13 protein-coding genes and 3 pseudogenes are annotated in these 16,852 nt (G+C 62.5%); 12 read left to right on the top strand and 4 right to left on the bottom strand.

Annotation, left to right across the window (positions count from 1 at the left end; translation table 11 throughout):
* Positions 1–118: 118 nt before the first annotated feature.
* Entirely contained in the window at positions 119–1,270 is a 1,152-nt protein-coding gene (locus QM806_RS40075; RefSeq protein ID WP_133984284.1) for a CaiB/BaiF CoA transferase family protein, read from the bottom strand.
* Positions 1,271–1,522: 252 nt separating this feature from the next.
* Between QM806_RS40075 and QM806_RS40070 the strand changes: the two genes are divergently transcribed.
* The 8 genes and pseudogenes from QM806_RS40070 (at position 1,523) to QM806_RS41995 (ending at position 11,065) form a co-directional block, all read left to right on the top strand.
* Positions 1,523–1,990, top strand: coding sequence for a PaaI family thioesterase (locus QM806_RS40070; RefSeq protein WP_133984282.1), 468 nt, complete (start codon positions 1,523–1,525; stop codon positions 1,988–1,990).
* Positions 1,991–2,155: 165 nt separating this feature from the next.
* Positions 2,156–3,346, top strand: a complete 1,191-nt coding sequence (locus QM806_RS40065) for a thiolase family protein (RefSeq protein ID WP_133984280.1) — start codon at positions 2,156–2,158, stop codon at positions 3,344–3,346.
* A 477-nt stretch (positions 3,347–3,823) separates the two neighbouring features.
* Entirely contained in the window at positions 3,824–4,591 is a 768-nt protein-coding gene (locus tag QM806_RS40060; protein ID WP_120660831.1) for an SDR family NAD(P)-dependent oxidoreductase, read from the top strand.
* Positions 4,588–5,355: a crotonase/enoyl-CoA hydratase family protein gene (locus QM806_RS40055; protein ID WP_167113806.1), complete on the top strand. Its 768-nt coding sequence runs from the start codon at positions 4,588–4,590 to the stop codon at positions 5,353–5,355. Before QM806_RS40060 ends, QM806_RS40055 begins: the two co-directional genes overlap by 4 nt.
* A 75-nt stretch (positions 5,356–5,430) precedes the next feature.
* Positions 5,431–6,525: an acyl-CoA dehydrogenase family protein gene (locus tag QM806_RS40050; RefSeq protein ID WP_283294980.1), complete on the top strand. Its 1,095-nt coding sequence runs from the start codon at positions 5,431–5,433 to the stop codon at positions 6,523–6,525.
* 296 nt (positions 6,526–6,821) lie between these two features.
* Positions 6,822–9,127, top strand: a pseudogene (locus QM806_RS40045) (FdhF/YdeP family oxidoreductase).
* Positions 9,128–9,610: 483 nt separating this feature from the next.
* Positions 9,611–10,210: a TetR/AcrR family transcriptional regulator gene (locus QM806_RS40040; RefSeq protein WP_166680596.1), complete on the top strand. Its 600-nt coding sequence runs from the start codon at positions 9,611–9,613 to the stop codon at positions 10,208–10,210.
* A 156-nt stretch (positions 10,211–10,366) separates the two neighbouring features.
* Complete coding sequence (locus tag QM806_RS41995; RefSeq protein ID WP_133984274.1) at positions 10,367–11,065, top strand: maleylpyruvate isomerase N-terminal domain-containing protein; 699 nt, start codon at positions 10,367–10,369, stop codon at positions 11,063–11,065.
* A gap of 31 nt (positions 11,066–11,096) precedes the next feature.
* Here the strand turns inward: QM806_RS41995 and QM806_RS40035 are convergent, their stop codons facing one another.
* Entirely contained in the window at positions 11,097–11,861 is a 765-nt protein-coding gene (locus QM806_RS40035; RefSeq protein WP_265147552.1) for an NADPH-dependent F420 reductase, read from the bottom strand.
* Between the two features lie 72 nt (positions 11,862–11,933).
* On the opposite strand from QM806_RS40035, the gene QM806_RS40030 reads away from it, so the two are divergent.
* Complete coding sequence (locus QM806_RS40030; protein ID WP_120660836.1) at positions 11,934–12,293, top strand: ArsR/SmtB family transcription factor; 360 nt, start codon at positions 11,934–11,936, stop codon at positions 12,291–12,293.
* 211 nt (positions 12,294–12,504) lie between these two features.
* Here QM806_RS40030 and QM806_RS40025 read toward each other — a convergent pair whose 3' ends face one another.
* On the bottom strand, positions 12,505–13,176 hold the full coding sequence (locus QM806_RS40025) for a TetR/AcrR family transcriptional regulator (protein ID WP_120660837.1): 672 nt from the start codon (positions 13,174–13,176) through the stop codon (positions 12,505–12,507).
* Between the two features lie 196 nt (positions 13,177–13,372).
* Between QM806_RS40025 and QM806_RS40020 the strand changes: the two genes are divergently transcribed.
* Positions 13,373–14,533, top strand: coding sequence for an acyl-CoA dehydrogenase family protein (locus QM806_RS40020; protein ID WP_133986717.1), 1,161 nt, complete (start codon positions 13,373–13,375; stop codon positions 14,531–14,533).
* 12 nt (positions 14,534–14,545) lie between these two features.
* Entirely contained in the window at positions 14,546–15,418 is an 873-nt protein-coding gene (locus QM806_RS40015; RefSeq protein WP_120660838.1) for an enoyl-CoA hydratase/isomerase family protein, read from the top strand.
* A gap of 385 nt (positions 15,419–15,803) precedes the next feature.
* Here the strand turns inward: QM806_RS40015 and QM806_RS40010 are convergent.
* Positions 15,804–16,295, bottom strand: a pseudogene (locus tag QM806_RS40010) (transposase); the annotation flags it as partial.
* A 13-nt stretch (positions 16,296–16,308) separates the two neighbouring features.
* Here QM806_RS40010 and QM806_RS40005 point away from each other — a divergent pair.
* A pseudogene (locus tag QM806_RS40005) lies at positions 16,309–16,494 on the top strand (IS4 family transposase); the annotation flags it as partial.
* Between the last annotated feature and the right edge of the window lie 358 nt (positions 16,495–16,852).

The following is a 16,852-nucleotide window of genomic DNA, read 5'->3' as shown; positions in this document are numbered from 1 at the left end:
TCGGTACCTGCCCACTGTGCCACCACACCTTCCCTACCTAACAAAGTACTACTAGTGGTTAGTCGTCGTTTCGGACGGGAGGTCGTGGGTGAGACCTCCGAGGGGTCCGCTGTGCAGGTCAGGTCTGCACGGCGGCGCCACTGTCGAAAAGTGCGTCGATTTCGCGTACCCCCCAGCGTGTCAGAACGTCGCGAGTATGCGCTCCGGGAGTGGACGGACCTGACTGGACAGCCCCCGGCGTGCGGCTGAACCGTGGCGCCGGGGCGGGCTGCGTGACGCCTGCCACCTCGACGAACGTCTTTCGTGCCGCAAGATGAGGATGGGAGGGTGCTTCAGTGAAACTCAACACTGGGGACACGCACGCGTCTGTGCCTTCAAAGAATTTTGCCCAGTCGTCGCGGGTTCTCGTCCTGAAGACGTCCGCGATACGTTGTTTGAGAACTGGCCACGACTCTGGGTCGCGGCGGTCGAGTTTGTTCGGGTCCAGTCCGATCATGGTCATGAACTCGGCAAAGAACTTCGGTTCGATGGGACCGATTGCAACGTGTTTTCCGTCGGCAGTCGCGTAAACCTCGTACCAGGGTCGCCCGGTGTCGAGTTCGTTGGCGCCGCGCTCATCGCGCCACAGCTTTGCCGCCATCATCCCGTGCATGACAGTGGTCAAGGATGCGGCACCGTCGACGATCGCCGCATCGACGACCTGTCCGCGTCCTGACCGCGCGGCCTCAAAGACGGCGGCGAGGATACCGACGACGAGATACAAGGAACCGCCGCCGAAGTCTCCGACCAGATTGAGTGGGACTGCAGGATCTTCACCGCTGCGGCCCATGGCATGCAGTGCGCCGGTCAGTGCAAGGTACGAAATATCATGTCCCGCGGATGAAGCCAGAGGCCCCTCCTGTCCCCAGCCGGTCATTCGTCCGTACACCAATCGCGGATTGCGCGCCCAGCACTGGTCAGGGCCGAGGCCGAGTCTTTCCGTCACGCCAGGTCGATAGCCTTCAATGAGCACATCGGCCTTCTCGACGAGGTCTAGTAACGCGCCGACGCCTGCTTCGTCACGCAAATTCAGAATTACCGATTTCCGGCTCCGACGCATCGCGTCGAGATGGGGGGGAATGGCACTGGCGCCGTCTCCGGGGCGGTCGACGCGAATGACCTCGGCGCCGAGGTCGGCGAGGAGCATCGCGGCGAAAGGTCCGGGTCCGATACCTGCAAGTTCGACTACTCGCAGCCCTGCCAGCGGCCCAACGGTCTCCGTGGGTGTCATGTTTCTCCTTCGTTCGATATGGACCGAGATCGGTTGATGCGTGTTGCAAACACCCTCATGCCGGCGCGTCGGCCACCGGACTTCGTAGCAGCTGGTCGATGCGCCAGCGCCAGTCGGAAGCACGACAGCAGAGTTGCTCATCCGATCTGTCCGATCTCTCGAACCTATCGGTGAAGTGCCCGAAGTTGTCCGATCTGCGTTGACCCCTAGAGTACGGTAAACGATCGTTCCGCAAAGCGATAGGGTGCGACTATGACGATGCAACAAGATGATGTCCACGTTCCTCAGTCGCCGCCGCACGGGTCGAGCTGGGACGAGTGGGCCAGGTGGGCGGAAGGAATGCCGGTCTCCCGACGAATCGGGCTCCGTTGCCTGCAGATCGAGGCCGGCCGAGTGGTGGTGGAGATGAAACACTCGGACTGGCCACTCAACCCGAACGGTGCCGTGCACGGCGGAGCTCTCGTGGCGTGCGCGGACCAAGTTCTGGGAATCGTCACGATGACGATGCTGGCTCCGTCCACCTTGCCGGCAACTGCTTCGATATCCGCAGATTATCTGCGTCCCGCGTTTCCCCCGCTGACCTTCGAGGCAGTCGTGGATCGAATCGGTGCGTCCATGTCGTTCGTGACGGTGCTTGTCCGGGACCGGACCGGGAAGTTGACGACCAAGGTGCACGGAACCCTTGTGCTCGACGGATCGTCACGCCACTTGGCCGGATAGGTGACGTCTCGACCGAGGGGCTGCAGTGAGCTAGGTGTAGCGTGTTAACGATCGTTGACAACTGCATGATGCGAGGCTAAGTTTGCGGGGACAAGCCTTACAAGACCGAGGCTGTTTCGACAGGGTGGCGTTCACGCTCTGCGACCAGGCTGAAGGAGATGAAGAATGACTCGTACTGCGGTCATCGTGGATGCGGTTCGCTCCCCAATGGGTAAGGGGCGTGCCCCCCGAGACGGCAAGCCCGGTGGGGCCCTGTCGTCCGTCCACCCCGCGGATTTGCTCGGTCAAGTGTTCACACGCCTGTTCGAGCGAAACGATATCGATCCGGCTATGGTCGACGATGTCATCACCGGGTGCGTCAGCCAGGTCGGGGAACAGGCCGGTCCCGTCGGTCGATGGGGCTGGTTGGCGGCGGGACTTCCCGAATCCGTGCCCTCCGTCGCCATCCACCGCGCGTGCGGCTCGAGTCAACAGGCGGCCGATTTCGCTGCGCAGGGCGTAATCTCCGGTGTCTACGACATCGTGGTGGCCTCCGGCGTCGAGTCGATGAGCCGAATCCCGATGTTCTCCTCACGTATCGGACAAGACCCTGTCGGGCCCAAGGTGCAAGCCCGTTATGCACCCGGTCTCATCCCGCAGGGCATCTCGGCCGAGTTGATCGCCGCGAGATACCGGTTCTCACGACACGAACTCGATGACTTTTCGGCACGCTCACACGAGTTGGCTGCCGCAGCGGACTTTTCGAGTGAGATCGTCCCGATTACATCGGCCGACGGCACGCTTGTCTCCACTGACGAGACGATCCGGCCCGGCACCACGGTAGAAGCGTTGGCGACCCTCAGGCCGTCGTTCGAGTCGAGTGAAATGTCCGACCGATTCCTTGAAATCAATTGGTCCGTCTCGGCAGGGAACTCGTCGCAGCTGGCCGACGGGGCCGCGGCGATCCTGATCATGACCGAAGAACGCGCAGAGCAGCTAAATCTGCGTCCCCGCGCCAGGTTCCACTCATTCGCTCTCGCGGGGGACGATCCGATTACCATGCTTACCGCGCCCATCCCGGCGACGGAGAAGGTGCTGGCCCGGTCTGGGCTCAGCCTTTCCGACATCGACCATTACGAAGTTAACGAGGCCTTCGCGCCGGTACCGCTCGCCTGGAAGGCCCATTTCGATGCGGACCCCAAAAGGCTGAATCCGCGCGGAGGCGCGATCGCCCTGGGCCACCCGCTGGGAGCCTCAGGAGCACGATTGATGACCACGATGTTGGGCGCTCTCGAGGCCACCGGTGGTCGATACGGACTGCAGACGATGTGTGAAGCCGGCGGCATGGCCAACGCCACCATTATCGAGCGAATCTAGTGGCCTGTGCTAGAAGACTTCTGCCGGTCGTACTGGCTCAGAACGTAGCATCGGACCCTCCGTGCGCGAGGTATTCCGTTCCCCGACTAGGCATCGCGACGCAAACCTAGAAGGCCTCCCAAATGCCGTTGCTCATCATTCATGCTGTCATTGCATGTGTCAGTCTGATCACGCCTCGCCGTGCCACCGAATCGATCCAACGAATCCTTACGAATATCGCTCTCGCACGAGCCAACGCAAGATGGTTAGCCGTGGCAGCGGGCGGCGCACAACACGAGTCGTCTAGCCGTCGTTCATTCACAGACGCCCTGGCCGAGGCGAACCGCGCGACCCCCTAGTCCCGCCATTCCGGGCCGCCGCATCCGCCCGACCTCCGTCGATTTCGTGCTAACAATTTTCGGCGGATCCATCGGGCTTTCACCGCCACTAACCACGGTCAAACTACTTCAACCACGCCGCACTAGAAAGGTCCAGTTTGTGAACCTCAAGGGAATCTCGGCCGTTGTCACCGGTGGTGCTTCGGGACTGGGACTTGCAACGGTGCGGCGGCTGCTCGACGGAGGCGCCGGTTCCGTCATCATTGTCGACCTCGCAACGTCTGACGGAGAGACGATCGCCAAAGAGCTGGGTGATCGCGTGCGGTTCGCCGCGGCAGACGTGCGTGGCGAAGAAGAGGTCGACGCAGCACTCGACGCCGCTGAAGCGTCCGGTCCGGTTCGGGTGCTGGTGCACTGCGCAGGGCGCGGGGGAGCGGTTCGGCTCGTCTCAAAGGACGGCACGCCCGGCTCGCTCGAGACCTACAGTGACGTCGTCAGTATCAACCTGATAGGAACGTTCAACGTGCTGCGGTTGACCGCTGCGAGAATGGCACGGAACGAGCCGATCGATGGTGACCGTGGTGTGTGCATCCTCACCGCGTCCGTCGCTGCATTCGAAGGCCAGATCGGCCAGATCCCCTATGCCTCCGCCAAAGCCGGAATCGTCGGCATGACCATAGTTGCCGCTCGCGATCTGGCCGGCAAAAACATTCGCGTGTGCACCATCGCACCCGGAACCTTCGAAACGCCACTGCTCAATCGCCTGTCGGACGACGTCCGCGCTTCCCTGGCGAAGACCGTACCTCACCCGAGCCGACTCGGACAGCCGGATGAGTACGCCAAACTCGCTCTCCACATCATCGACAATGGAATGCTCAACGGCGAGACTATCCGACTCGACGGTGCGATCCGGATGGCGCCCCGATGAGCTCCACCGTCGCGTTCGAGGTGGTTGAGGGAACCGCGGTGGTCACCCTCAACCGCCCCGAGTCGAGAAACGCCATCGACAAGGCTACCGCCGACGCCATCGCGGCGGCCCTGGACGAGGTCGACCAGCGGACCGACATCGCGGTTTGTGTGCTGGCAGCCGTCGGTGATGTGTTCAGCGCTGGCATGGACCTCAAAGCGTTCAGTGCCACGGGAGAGCGTCCCCTCACTAAGGATCGGGGAGCATTCGGCATCGTCACGCGCCCGCCGACAAAGCCAATTATCGCCGCAGTCGAGGGAAAAGCACTGGGCGGTGGGTTCGAGCTCGCGCTCGCGTGTGACCTCATTGTGGCCAGTGACAACGCACAATTCGGATTGCCCGAAGTCAAACGCGGCCTGGTCGCTGCGGCGGGCGGCGTTCTGCGGCTTCCTCGCAAACTTCCGAGCGCAATCGCGATGGAGCTTGCCCTGACCGGTGAACCGATCGGTGCCGATAGAGCAGCTGCACTCGGGCTTGTGAACCGAGTCGTCCCGGCCGGGGATGCACTGAACACCGCACTGGCCATGGCCTCAACTATCGCAAAGAATGCGCCGATTGCGGTCCGCACCGCCAAATTACTGATCGATCGTTCGACCGAATGGAATCTCAGTGAGGCGTTTGTCAACCAAGCGCCCTACACCGACGCGGTCCGCAACTCGAACGACGCAGCAGAAGGGGCACGGGCGTTCGTCGAGAAGCGCGCGCCGGCCTGGACCAACACTTGACCGACCGGGAGAGCTTTGTGACCGAGCCAATTGTCTATTCAGTCCTCGAGAGGTCCTCCTCAGTTGTGAGAGGCCGTGCACGAACGTGTGCGGTTCGGCGCGCAGGCCGGCGGTGTTGAGATGCGCACAGTATTTGATGCCGAGCATGAAGACATTCGCACTACCGTCCGCAAGTTGCTCCAACGAGATGCCGATCCGGACGACCTCGTCGTCGACGCGGCCACGAACGGTTTCCTGGGAATCGGTGTACCGGAGGAATACGGTGGGGGCGGATCACCCGACCCACGCTTCCTCGTCACCGTAGCTGAGGAATTCGTCCGCGCAGGGCATCTAGGTCATGCCGTCCGTGTGGTGGCTCACGCCGGCGTCGCAGCGCCGCTCATCGCCGAGCACGCCACCGCTGAGACCCGCGCGCAGTGGTTGCCCGGTTTGGCCACCGGGGTCACCCGAGTGGGAATCGGTCGAACCGCCCTACGGGTAACGGCAAGCGGTGACGAACTCATCCTGTACGGGCACGCGCATTCTGTCGTCGACGGTCCGGAAGCAGGCTTGCTTGTATTGCGTGTCTCCGACCCTGCCGCCGACGATGCAGTGGTGTTGGTCGATACAACGTCTCCCGGCATCGCCCGCACCGATGTAGCGACCCCGCTAGCTCTGGGCGGTGCAAACCTGGCCGACCTGATATTCGACGAAGTCAGAGTGCCGGCCAAATCCAGACTCCCTCACGCGGCAGTGGCGGATTTCGACAAGGACGACCGCCTGTGGCTGGCCGTTCTCGCCGTCGCCGGTACTCGTGCCGCTCTCGACACCACGATCGCGTACGTCAAAGAACGCAAGGTGTTCGGAACTCCCGTGGCGTCGTTCGAAAACACCAGAATTGTACTCGGCGAAGCGCTCGCACAATGCGAAGCCGCCGAGACGTTGATCGACGCCGTAATCGCGGAACGAGTGTCATCGACCCTCACCACCGAACGTTCGGCAGTTGCGAAATTGCAGGCGATCGAACTCTTCTCGCGGATTTCCGATCAGGGCATGCAGCTGCACGGCGGGTACGGGTACATGCGGGAATATCCGATATCACAATTGTACGCGGATGCACGCTACTTCCGGCTTGGAATCGACGGGAGTACCGCACTCGCGACGGAGCTGGCTGACCGGATCGCGACGTAGCGTCGTTGCCAGCACTGTGAGACGTGCGGCGGGGGTTCCTGGCAACAGAGCGAAAGCGGTGTGTTGGTCAGGCACCGAATCCTCCCCTACGGTTCGAGGACCAATCCTGTCCAGTTCATCTCGGTGATCTGTGCGGGAGGCGCAGCACTCTGGTCCTAGAGATGGACGGGCGTCCCGAATGTCTTTACCAGTTCCGCACGGACGGATCGCGGCTCGTGACTGGGTTGTGCGGTGACCGCGAAGCGGTGTCGAGGCCCCGCACCTCGTCGAATGGATTGCACGAGGAAACTGATTCCATGATCGACACCACCGACAGGTACATCTTCGACGAGGACGATGTCGTCGTCACGCACGAGAAATCCTATGCGGCAGGTGTTCCTGCGGTGTTGGTGTCGTTGAGTCGTGGGCTCGAGCAGATGGGTCCGGTGCGCACGGCCCGGACGTTGTGGAAGTTGAACCAGCGGGACGGGTTCGACTGTCCGGGGTGTGCGTGGCCGGAGACTCCGGGGCACCGCAAGCATGCGGAGTTCTGTGAGAACGGGGCGAAGGCGGTCGCGGAGGAGGCGACCACCCGAACGGTGACACCGGAGTTCTTCGCCGAGCATTCGGTGGCGGATCTGCTGGGTCGTACCGAGTTCTGGTTGGGGCAGCAGGGCCGGTTGACGCATCCGATGGTGTTGCTGCCGGGGGCCTCGCATTACGAGCCGATCGGCTGGGATGCGGCGTTCGCGATGATCGCCGGCGAGTTGCGGGCGTTGGCATCGCCGCATGAGGCGGTGTTCTACACGTCGGGGCGCACCAGTAATGAGGCGGCGTTCGTGTATCAGTTGATGATTCGGGCGTTCGGGACGAACAATCTGCCGGACTGCTCGAACATGTGCCACGAGTCGTCGGGCAGTGCGTTGGTGGAGACGATCGGGATCGGGAAGGGCTCGGTGACCGTTCCGGATATCGAGAACGCGGACCTGATCCTGATCGCCGGGCAGAACCCGGGCACCAACCACCCGCGGATGCTGTCGACCCTGGAGAAGGCGAAAGCGAATGGGGCGAGGGTGATCGCGATCAACCCGCTGCCGGAGGCCGGGTTGTTGCGGTTCAAGGATCCGCAGAAGGTGCACGGGGTGGTCGGCGACGGTGTGCAGATCGCCGACGAGTTCCTGCAGATCCGGATCGGCGGCGACCAGGCCCTGTTCCAGGGATTTGGGCCGGTTGCCGCTCGAGGCGGAGGACCGCACTCCCGGGACGGTGCTGGACCGCGAGTTCATCGACCGGCACACCGCCGGGTTCGAGGAGTGCGCGGCGCATCTGCGGCAGGTCGATCTCGACACCGTCGTCCAGGCCACCGGGTTGTCGCTCGAACAGATCCAGGCCACGGCGGAGGCGTTGATCGCCTCGAGAAAGACGATCATCTGCTGGGCGATGGGGTTGACCCAGCAAAAGCACGGGGTCGCGACCATTCAAGATGCGGTGAACCTGCTGCTGTTGCAGGGGATGATCGGCAAACCCGGGGCCGGGGTGTGCCCGGTCCGCGGGCACTCGAACGTGCAGGGTGACCGGACGATGGGGATTTGGGAGAAGATGCCCGAATCGTTCCTGGCGGCGCTGGACACCGAATTCGGTATCCGGTCACCGCACACATGGGTGGGATGCGGTCGACTCGATTCGGGCGATGCGGGACGGGAAGGCGTCGGTGTTCGTCGGGATGGGCGGCAACTTCGTCTCGGCGACCCCGGACACCGAGACCACCGAGGCCGCGCTGCGTAACTGTGCGTTGACGGTGCAGGTGTCGACGAAACTGAACCGCTCGCACCTGGTGACCGGGCGAACCGGACTGATCCTGCCCTCGTTGGGCCGCACCGACAAGGATGTGCAGTCCGGTCGGAAGCAACAGGTGTCGGTGGAGGACTCGATGTCGGTGGTGCACCTGTCCCGCGGCAGCCTCACACCCGCGAGCGACCAGTTGCGCAGCGAGGTGGCGATCGTGTGCGGGATCGCGCAGGCCCTGTTCGGTCCCGACCATTCGGTGCCGTGGCAGGAGTTCACCGCCGACTACGACCGCATCCGCGATTCCATCGCAAGGGTCATTCCCGGGTTCGAGGACTTCAATGCCAGGGTCCGCCGGCCGGACGGGTTCGGGTGGCCGCACCCGCCGCGGGACGAGCGCCGGTTCGTCACCGGCACGGGGAAGGCCAATTTCACGGTCAACGCACTGTCCTGGCTGCCGGTGCCCGAGGGCCGGTTGATCTTGCAGACGATACGGTCGCATGATCAGTACAACACCACCATCTACGGTCTCGACGACCGCTACCGCGGCGTCAAGGGCGGACGGCGGGTGCTGTTCATCGCCGCCGAGGACATCGCCGCCCTCGGGTACGCCGACGGGGACCGGGTGGACCTGATCTCCGAGTGGGAGGCCCCGGACGGGACGGTGCAGGAGCGCCGGGCGGATGATTTCCGGTTGGTGCCGTACCCGACGCCGCGGGGGAACGTCGCCGCCTACTACCCGGAGACGAATCCGCTGATCCCGCTCGATCACGTGGCGGTCAAGTCGAACACCCCGGTGTCGAAGGCCGTGCTGATCCGGCTCGATAGGCGCCGGTGATGGAACGCGTAATGTCGAGTGACTCTCTTATCGCTCTGACCAATCGCTGCTGCAGGCTTCAGACTCGTATCGACAGAACGCACGTTACGCAGTGAAGGGCGCGCTCGAACGCTGACGCATGGAGCGCGATGTGCCGGCCAGACCGCCGACGTTCACTCCGCAACCGATGTTGCTTCGACGTGCCCAAGCCCGGCCCGGTCTGAGCAGCGCGAACCGTGAGTGTCCTTCGATCCGAGCAACAAGGAAGACTCTTTCCTGGTCGAGACGCAGCGGGCGACATGCTTTGCCGTTCGACACCGGAGTGGGGATGCGACTGACGTCGTCTCCCCGCCATTGATCGGAGTTCCCGATGATGGGTTGCACCTTGTCGAGCTTCGACCAGCTCCTTCAACATTCACCCTACGGGGCGTAATGGGCGAGTCGATATGGGTTCTGAGACCATCTCGGCAACGGTCGTTCACGTTCGTGACGTACGATACTCGGGTGGGAAGAGACGAGAAGATCCTCGAAGTCGCCGAAGAGCTTTTCTTCGAGCGGAGTTTCGATGCCGTTGGTGTCGACGAGATCGGCGAAGCCGCAGGCGTCACTGGATCGGCGATCTACAGGCACTTCGAGGGGAAGAACGAAATCCTCGCGACGCTCTTCGATCGAGCGATTGACGCAATGTTGGTCGGTTTAACCGCACCTCACGACGATCCCCACCAAGAACTGAGACAACTCATCGATGGTCTCGTATCCTTTGCGCTGACGCATCGACGTCTGGCAGGAATCTGGGAGCGCGAACATCGTGCATTGGCGGAGCCGTACAAGCGTCGTTACCAGCGTCGACTCCGTCGCTACGTCGAGCGGTGGACGGACTGTCTGGAACGGCTGTATCCGGGTTGGTCAGCCGATCGACTGCGCACAGCAACTCGCGCTGTGCAAGCATTGCTGATGTCAGACGCCACGAGGTCCGGTGGTCCCGCGGGTTCGAAGGACGTGGGTCCCTTTCTGGCTGACATGGCTGTTCGTAGTCTGGAGGCTCTGGGGGGAGAGCGGAACGGAAAGATCTCGAAACGGTCGGTCTCAACGACAGACCATTAGCGCATGTACGGACCAAGAAGTTGCGATTCGCCGCTCTATAATACGACCGTCGCCTATTAGAAGGCCGGGCAACAATAAACCGTGGGCACATCGACGTCTGTCACATTCGACCGCTTCCTTTCTGTCCTTCGCACGGAAGGCAGCCGAATCGCGGCCATGCCGGTTGACGCATTGAATGCTCCAGTGCCGTCATGCCCGGGATGGACGCTGGAACAGGTGGTTCGCCATGTCGGGAAGGTTCAGCTGTGGGTGGCTGCTGCGCTGCGAGCCGATCCGCATGCGGAGATCAGTCAAATACGGACCGACCGCGGGATGCCTCGCGGACGTGCGTGCCTCGTCGAGTATTCCGGAGTACTCGACGAGTTGCTCGCTGAGTTCGCGCGGGTCGACCCCGGGCGACCTGTACCGACGATCGGTGGATCCGGCACAGCCGCCTCGTGGGCCCGTCGGCAGGCCCACGAGGCAACCGTGCATCGATTCGACGCTGCCGATGCTGTGCGCGGTGTAGGTGGATCGGCGCCAGAGGGCGCCGACACGGAAGTCGCCGCGGACGGTGTCGACGAGTGGGCACGATTAATGCTGCCGCGAGCCCTCGAATCCGGTGGTACGCCGGTAGCTCTCCGGGGTCAGTCGGTCCACCTTCAGTGCACCGACGCAGCCGACGCCGAATGGTTACTCGAGTTCTCCGACGAATCAGTCGCAGTTACTCGTGGCCACGCGAAAGACGTTGCGGCGTTGAGTGGACCGGCTCAAGATGTGCTACTCGTATTGTGGCGTCGACGCCCGTTCGAGTTGCTGCAGGTCAACGGAGACGACTCACTGGTCCAGGATCTGCTCGGGGCCGTTCGAGTATGACAGCCTCGGCTGGACGTGGACTGGCAGATGGCTACGACGACACCGGCGGGAACGCGTGCGGACGCGGTGAAGAACCGCGCCCACATTCTGGAGATCGCCGCGTCAGTGATCTCCAAGGAGGGTGTGACGGGATCGATGGACACTGTGATGGTGAGTCCGCTCGCGTGCGTTCCCGGTACCGCCGACAGCTGGCCGACACCGCGATCGGTGGGCATCCGGTCATGATCGACCTTCGGGTGCGTCGATCTTCTGACACCATTGATTGCACGGCAAAGACTTTCGGGCGGCTCTGCGTTTGTTGAGTGGCCGCCAGGGCCGCGTTCCACGCCTTGACGACTGGTCGGCGGAGCTTCTCCTGGCTCCATTCGCTCTCGACCTGGCCATTGTCGACGGCCTCGACCGGGCCCATCATGAAGGGGTAATAGTTCGACGTGTCGACAACGATCGTGTCGTCAGGCACGCCGGCCAGTAAGTCAGCGAGATCCGACTGGACGGAGAACGGGACTGAAAGCGCGATGACGTCACGGTCCGCGACTGCAGCGTCCACCTCATCCGCACGCACTCCCGCCGCCAGAAGTTCTTCGGCAACGGCTTCCGGTCCGCGGGCATCGGCGGCGACAACATCGTGTCCGGATTCGCTGAGACGACGTGCGAGGTTACTGCCGATCGCTCCGGCACCGATTACAGTGATTTTCATCGTTTCCTTCGTGTGTTCCCGCTCAGCGGGGTGCGGGCAAGCAGATGTTGATAGGCAATCGGCGGGCGTGGGCCAACGTCGTACTAGATGTACACATATGCGTGTACATCTACCTAGCTGATGTACGCACGAATGTGTACAGCGCAGTTTCGATCGGTGAGGAAGCGGACCATGGCAAGTCGTTTGGCGCGCCCGCTCTCAATCCCGGCCGAGGATGATCTCGACCCGTTCGAGGCGATGTTTGCACTGACTGATCCCGTCCGCCGTGCGATCGTTCACTCCATCGCCCAGGAGCCCGGGACGGCGTGCAGCGACTCAGACTTCGGAGTATCAAAGTCGGCGCTGACAAGACACCGGCGTGTGCTCCGCGAGTCCGAGATCATCAAGCAGGAAGTCGACGGCAATCGCCACCGGAACTGGCTTCGCAGTGAGGAACTCGACCGAATATTCCCTGGCCTGATGGACCTTGTCCTGCGCGAGCACGACGCCGCTCTGCCAAAGTCTGACGAAGCTGGCTCGGGCGCCAGCTGACTCCAGCGCGCGTCCCTGTCAACGTCGCCATTTCCACTTCCTTCTTGTTACTGGTGGCGAACATGTTGTGTCACAGTCTCGAAGGTTCGATATCTGTACAGCTATCGCGACAGAAGCCGGGATGGTCGATGAAACGTGGCGCGGCCAAATTCGGCGGGCCTGGTGGAGGTCGCGGGCTACGGCTACGGCTAGCATGCCGCCTTTTGCGGGCTCAATCTGGCGGGGGGGACGAGCTAGGTTCGGGTGCGGTCGTCTCCAACCGCCAACGGCGCGGCTCGCAGCCGGGGCGACCGGCAGTGAAGGCGACGTCGACTAGATCGCCTGCGCGGGAGACCAGATCCTGGTCGTCGAGGAGGCCGGCTGCCCACTGATGTACCAGGCCCACAAGTCCGCTGAAGATGGTGGCTGCGAGGCGGCGCAGATCAATGCCAGCAGCGATCTGGTGTTCGTCGACTGCCTGTTCAAGGCAATTTAGGAGGGCGTGACTTGGCTCGCGCTGGATTACACGGCCGCTGTCACCCCACGAGGAGATGAGAGCCTTGAACACTGGCGCATCGTCGACGACCGCTTGTGTGACCCTCTCGACTATCGCGCGGGCGCGGTTCTGCGGGTCCCGAATGGGGGCTACGTGCGCTTGCCAGTCCGCAAGCGCATCGTCGGCTAACGCTGCCCACAGGTCATCTCGAGCCCCGATGAGGTTGAAAATGGTCATTTGGGACACACCGGCCCGGTCCGCAATTTGCGGCATCGTCAGCCGTTCCCCAGGCCCCTCGCGCAGAAGGCCCCGCGCGGCAGTCAAGATTCGTCCAATTCGTTCGCGCTTGGCCTGCTCTCTTCTGCCCTCAGTGGTGCTCCCTGCTGCAGGTTCCGCGCCCTCGGTCATTACTCCTCGTCTCGCCCGCCAACACCGCGTGTTTGTTCCGCGACGCAGCCTACTTGCCCGCTCTCCACAATTCTTATATGGTCATATAAGTTTGCAATCTACGCTCTCGGACGCACATCCACTTCAGAGGCACCATTCACTCTTGTTAGGGGTAGTTATGACCAACACGACCGTCGCCGGCACCGCGCCACCTGTCATGGACTTGTTTCCTTCGGACGAAGAGCGGGCGCTGCGAGAGACTGTTTCCCAGATCGCTCACGGCTTCGGTCACACCTGGTACATGGATCAGGTTCGCAATGGCGGCGGTGCGCGAGAGATGTGGGACGTGTTGGGGGCGCAGGGATTCCTCGGAGTGTGCTTGCCCGAGGAATACGGCGGCGGAGGGCAGAGCCTGCACGCCCTGGTAGCGGTGATGGAGGAGACTGCTGCGGCTGGTTGTCCCATGGTCCCTCTGGTTTTCTCGCAAGCGATCTGCGGCCAGCTCATCACCAAGTTCGGCACCGAGCAGCACAAAAAGGACTGGATCCCGGGTATCGCCAGTGGCGCTCTTCGTTTCTCCTTCGCGATCACAGAACCAGATGCCGGCACCAACTCACATAAAATCAGCACGCACGCCGTCAAGTCAGCCGATGGAGGATGGGTCCTATCCGGTACCAAGACCTTCATCTCGGGCGTCGAAGACGCTGACAAGATCGTCGTGGTGGCTCGCACGGGCGACCGGCCAGACGGACGTGGTGGGCTGCTCTCACTGTTTATTGTCGACGCCGACGCCGTGGGCATGGAACGGCAACTCATCCCGATGGCGGTGGATGTCCCCGAAAAGCAGTGGACTCTTTTCTTCGACGATGTCCGCGTGAGCGGCGACCGACTCATCGGAGGGGAGAACAACGGTCTGCGTGCCGTGTTCGAGGGTCTCAATCCCGAGCGCATCTTGGGGGCTACCCAGACCATAGGCCTGGGTAGATTCGCTCTAGACAAGGCGGTCAGATACGCCACGGAGCGCAACGTGTGGGGGGTGCCGATCGGTGCGCACCAGGGTGTCTCGCACCCGCTGGCCGCTGCGAAGGTTGAGCTCGAAGCGGCCAAGCTGCTTGTCCAGAAGGCATGTGCGTTGTACGATGCGGCCGACCCGCGGGCCGGCGAGGTCGCCAATATGGCTAAGTACGCCGCCGGCGAGGCCGGAACTCACTGCATTGATCAGGCCATTCAGGTCCACGGCGGAAATGGCTTGACCCTCGAGTACGGCCTCACCGACGTGTGGTGGCTGGCGCGGCTCATCAAGATTGCGCCGGTCTCGCATCAGATGGTTCTGAACTTCGTGGCCGAGCACTCACTCGGGCTGCCCAAATCCTACTGATTGGACCGTACGATGACAGACACTCTGAAAAACGTTGACGCGGAATCGACGGACGGGCCGAACGTTCTTACCGAGCGTGTCCGAAACACCCTCATGGTTACGCTCCACCGGCCCGATCGCGGCAACTCGGTGCACGGGGCCCTGTTCCGGGACGTTGTCAACGCCTTCGAAGCAGCCCATGCAGACGAAAACGTGCGCGCTATCGCGACAATCGGCGCAGGGTCAACGTTCTGCGTCGGCGCTGACCGCGACGTCTTCGCAAGCCTTGCGCAGGCCGGCGGCATCGATCTCAATGAGGTGGGATTTCAGGGCGCGCTCGGAGGCGATTGGGGAATGCCGCCGCAGTCGCGCGAGCAGCGCAGGGCAGACACGCTTGGTGTCGGCCGCTGGGTTCAACGGATGATGGATATCGGCACACCGAGCATCGCGGGAATCAACGGCGGAGCGGCAGGGGGCGGTCTGGCGTTCGCGCTAATGCACGACTTTCGCATCGCGTCGACCAGGGCCAGGCTGGTGCCTGCGTTCATTCCCCTTGGCGTGTCCCCAGAGATGGGGTTGAGCTACATCCTGCCGCGGCTCGTCGGATATTCGAAGGCGTTCGAACTCTTGACTCGCCTCGCGCCCATCGAGGCCGACGAGGCGCTAGAACTCGGGCTCGTGAATCAGGTCGTGGAACCATCCGAGCTTCGGGACGCGGTCCTGGCTCGGGCAGATGAGATCGCGAAGTTACCGCCCGTGGCCGTTAGTATGGTCAAGCGCCTGCTGCGGCAGTCCTTGGAATCGACCCTCGATGTCCAACTCGAGCGCGAATGGCACAATCAGACACGCCTCTTTGGGTTCTCGGACATGGGCCCCCGCGTACGGGCATACCTTCAGCAATTCTAATCGATCAGAATATGATCGCCGCGCCGCGAAACGACACTGTAACGGCGTAGAAGTCGTCGGGTGGGCAGCGCCGACCCACCCGGGTGAATTTCGGTGCGGCTCCCAAAAGTGTTGTCACTCACAGGGCCAGATGCCGACGTCAAGTAGCCGGAAGTCTCAAATTCGATGCACTGAGCACCAGCAGATAACGAGGATACAAGCAGTTCAGGAACTCTCGAACGACGGTCAACTGTCTCAGCCTGAATTCACCGATTCGCTGACCTGATCGCTGCGAGTTTCGTTGGGCGGCATGGAACGGTGTGTGGGCATGGTTGAGCGTCCGATCTCTCGTGTCGGGTTGTTCCACTGAGGCTTTCGCGTCGAGGGCGGGCAGGTGCCCTGGGCGTTAGGCGACGATCGGGTGTGCGTGACCGAAGGTGTTGTCGGACAAGTTGTGCCACGTTGTTTCCCACGGCCAGTCGGTCGGCAGGTGCAGCGTCAACCGTCTCGCCGAGGACGCGATGCGCGCGGGGACTGAGACGAGGGTGCGCCGGAGGGTGCCGGTGGTCGCTTTCGTCAGTTTGGGATCGCCGGTGAGGGTGCCGGCGGCACGGGTGAGGTTGAACGCCATCACCGCGCAGAGCAGCCAGGCGGCGTTCGCCGGAAACGAGTTCGAGGGTAGATGCGCGAGAGCGGAGTTCTTCAGGTTCGCGTGCAGCTGCTCGATGATGGCGTTCTGACGGTGAGTCTTGTCGGCGGCGACGGTATCGAGGTCGTCGGGGTCGGTGGTGGTGAAGAACGTGTGGAACCGACACACGTCGAACAACGTGCCCTGTCCCTGGTCCTTGGGCGGTCGCAGGTCGGGGATGCGGCACACCACCAACCGACCCGGGATCTGGTGACCACGCGCCGTGCTGCGGTCGAAATCCCCACCGTTGGTCCGGCAGGAAATCTGGGGGCACCTGTGCTGTCACTACGCCATTCGCACCCTGATGCGCGATGCCGCGACCGCCGGCAGTCACGACCCGGACCGGATGTCCTTCGTCGCCGCCTTGCGGATCACCCGAAGATCACTGTCCCACAGCTCTCTTCCCCCTCCTAGCCGCAACGTCGCCACCAGATTGTGGAATCAGGGCATCGCCAAACTACTGCGCCGTATCAACCCGGTACGCCGCCACTGCGCCAAACCCCGGGTCGTCAAACGAAGGTCCTCAAATGGGCAGCCAAACGTGCGCACCACCAACACCATCCACAACCCACCCAGCCGCCGAAATGCACCATCATTGTTCACTAACTGAACGGTATTGACAGGCTAAACCGGGATTGGGTGACTCAGTTCGATCTGAGGCATGACACGCTGCGGCTGTGCCTCGGTGTGGTAGTTCCACTCGACGTCGCTTGGGACTGTAAGAACAACGGTGTAACTCTGAAAGGAGATGCACCATTATGACTGAT

Source organism: Rhodococcus sp. IEGM 1351 (assembly GCF_030056875.1).
Taxonomy (GTDB): Bacteria; Actinomycetota; Actinomycetes; order Mycobacteriales; family Mycobacteriaceae; genus Rhodococcus_F; species Rhodococcus_F opacus.
This window is presented reverse-complemented; position numbering and strand designations above follow the sequence as displayed.

What these genes read in the sequence shown, in the direction of transcription:
- QM806_RS40025 (WP_120660837.1), bottom strand. Translation starts at nt 13,176, where the DNA reads ATGACCGAGGGCGCGGAACCTGCAGCAGGGAGCACCACTGAGGGCAGA.
- QM806_RS40030 (WP_120660836.1), top strand. Translation starts at nt 11,934, where the DNA reads ATGGCAAGTCGTTTGGCGCGCCCGCTCTCAATCCCGGCCGAGGATGAT.
- QM806_RS40020 (WP_133986717.1), top strand. Translation starts at nt 13,373, where the DNA reads ATGGACTTGTTTCCTTCGGACGAAGAGCGGGCGCTGCGAGAGACTGTT.
- QM806_RS40070 (WP_133984282.1), top strand. Translation starts at nt 1,523, where the DNA reads ATGACGATGCAACAAGATGATGTCCACGTTCCTCAGTCGCCGCCGCAC.
- QM806_RS40015 (WP_120660838.1), top strand. Translation starts at nt 14,546, where the DNA reads ATGACAGACACTCTGAAAAACGTTGACGCGGAATCGACGGACGGGCCG.
- QM806_RS40075 (WP_133984284.1), bottom strand. Translation starts at nt 1,270, where the DNA reads ATGACACCCACGGAGACCGTTGGGCCGCTGGCAGGGCTGCGAGTAGTC.
- QM806_RS40065 (WP_133984280.1), top strand. Translation starts at nt 2,156, where the DNA reads ATGACTCGTACTGCGGTCATCGTGGATGCGGTTCGCTCCCCAATGGGT.
- QM806_RS40055 (WP_167113806.1), top strand. Translation starts at nt 4,588, where the DNA reads ATGAGCTCCACCGTCGCGTTCGAGGTGGTTGAGGGAACCGCGGTGGTC.
- QM806_RS41995 (WP_133984274.1), top strand. Translation starts at nt 10,367, where the DNA reads ATGCCGGTTGACGCATTGAATGCTCCAGTGCCGTCATGCCCGGGATGG.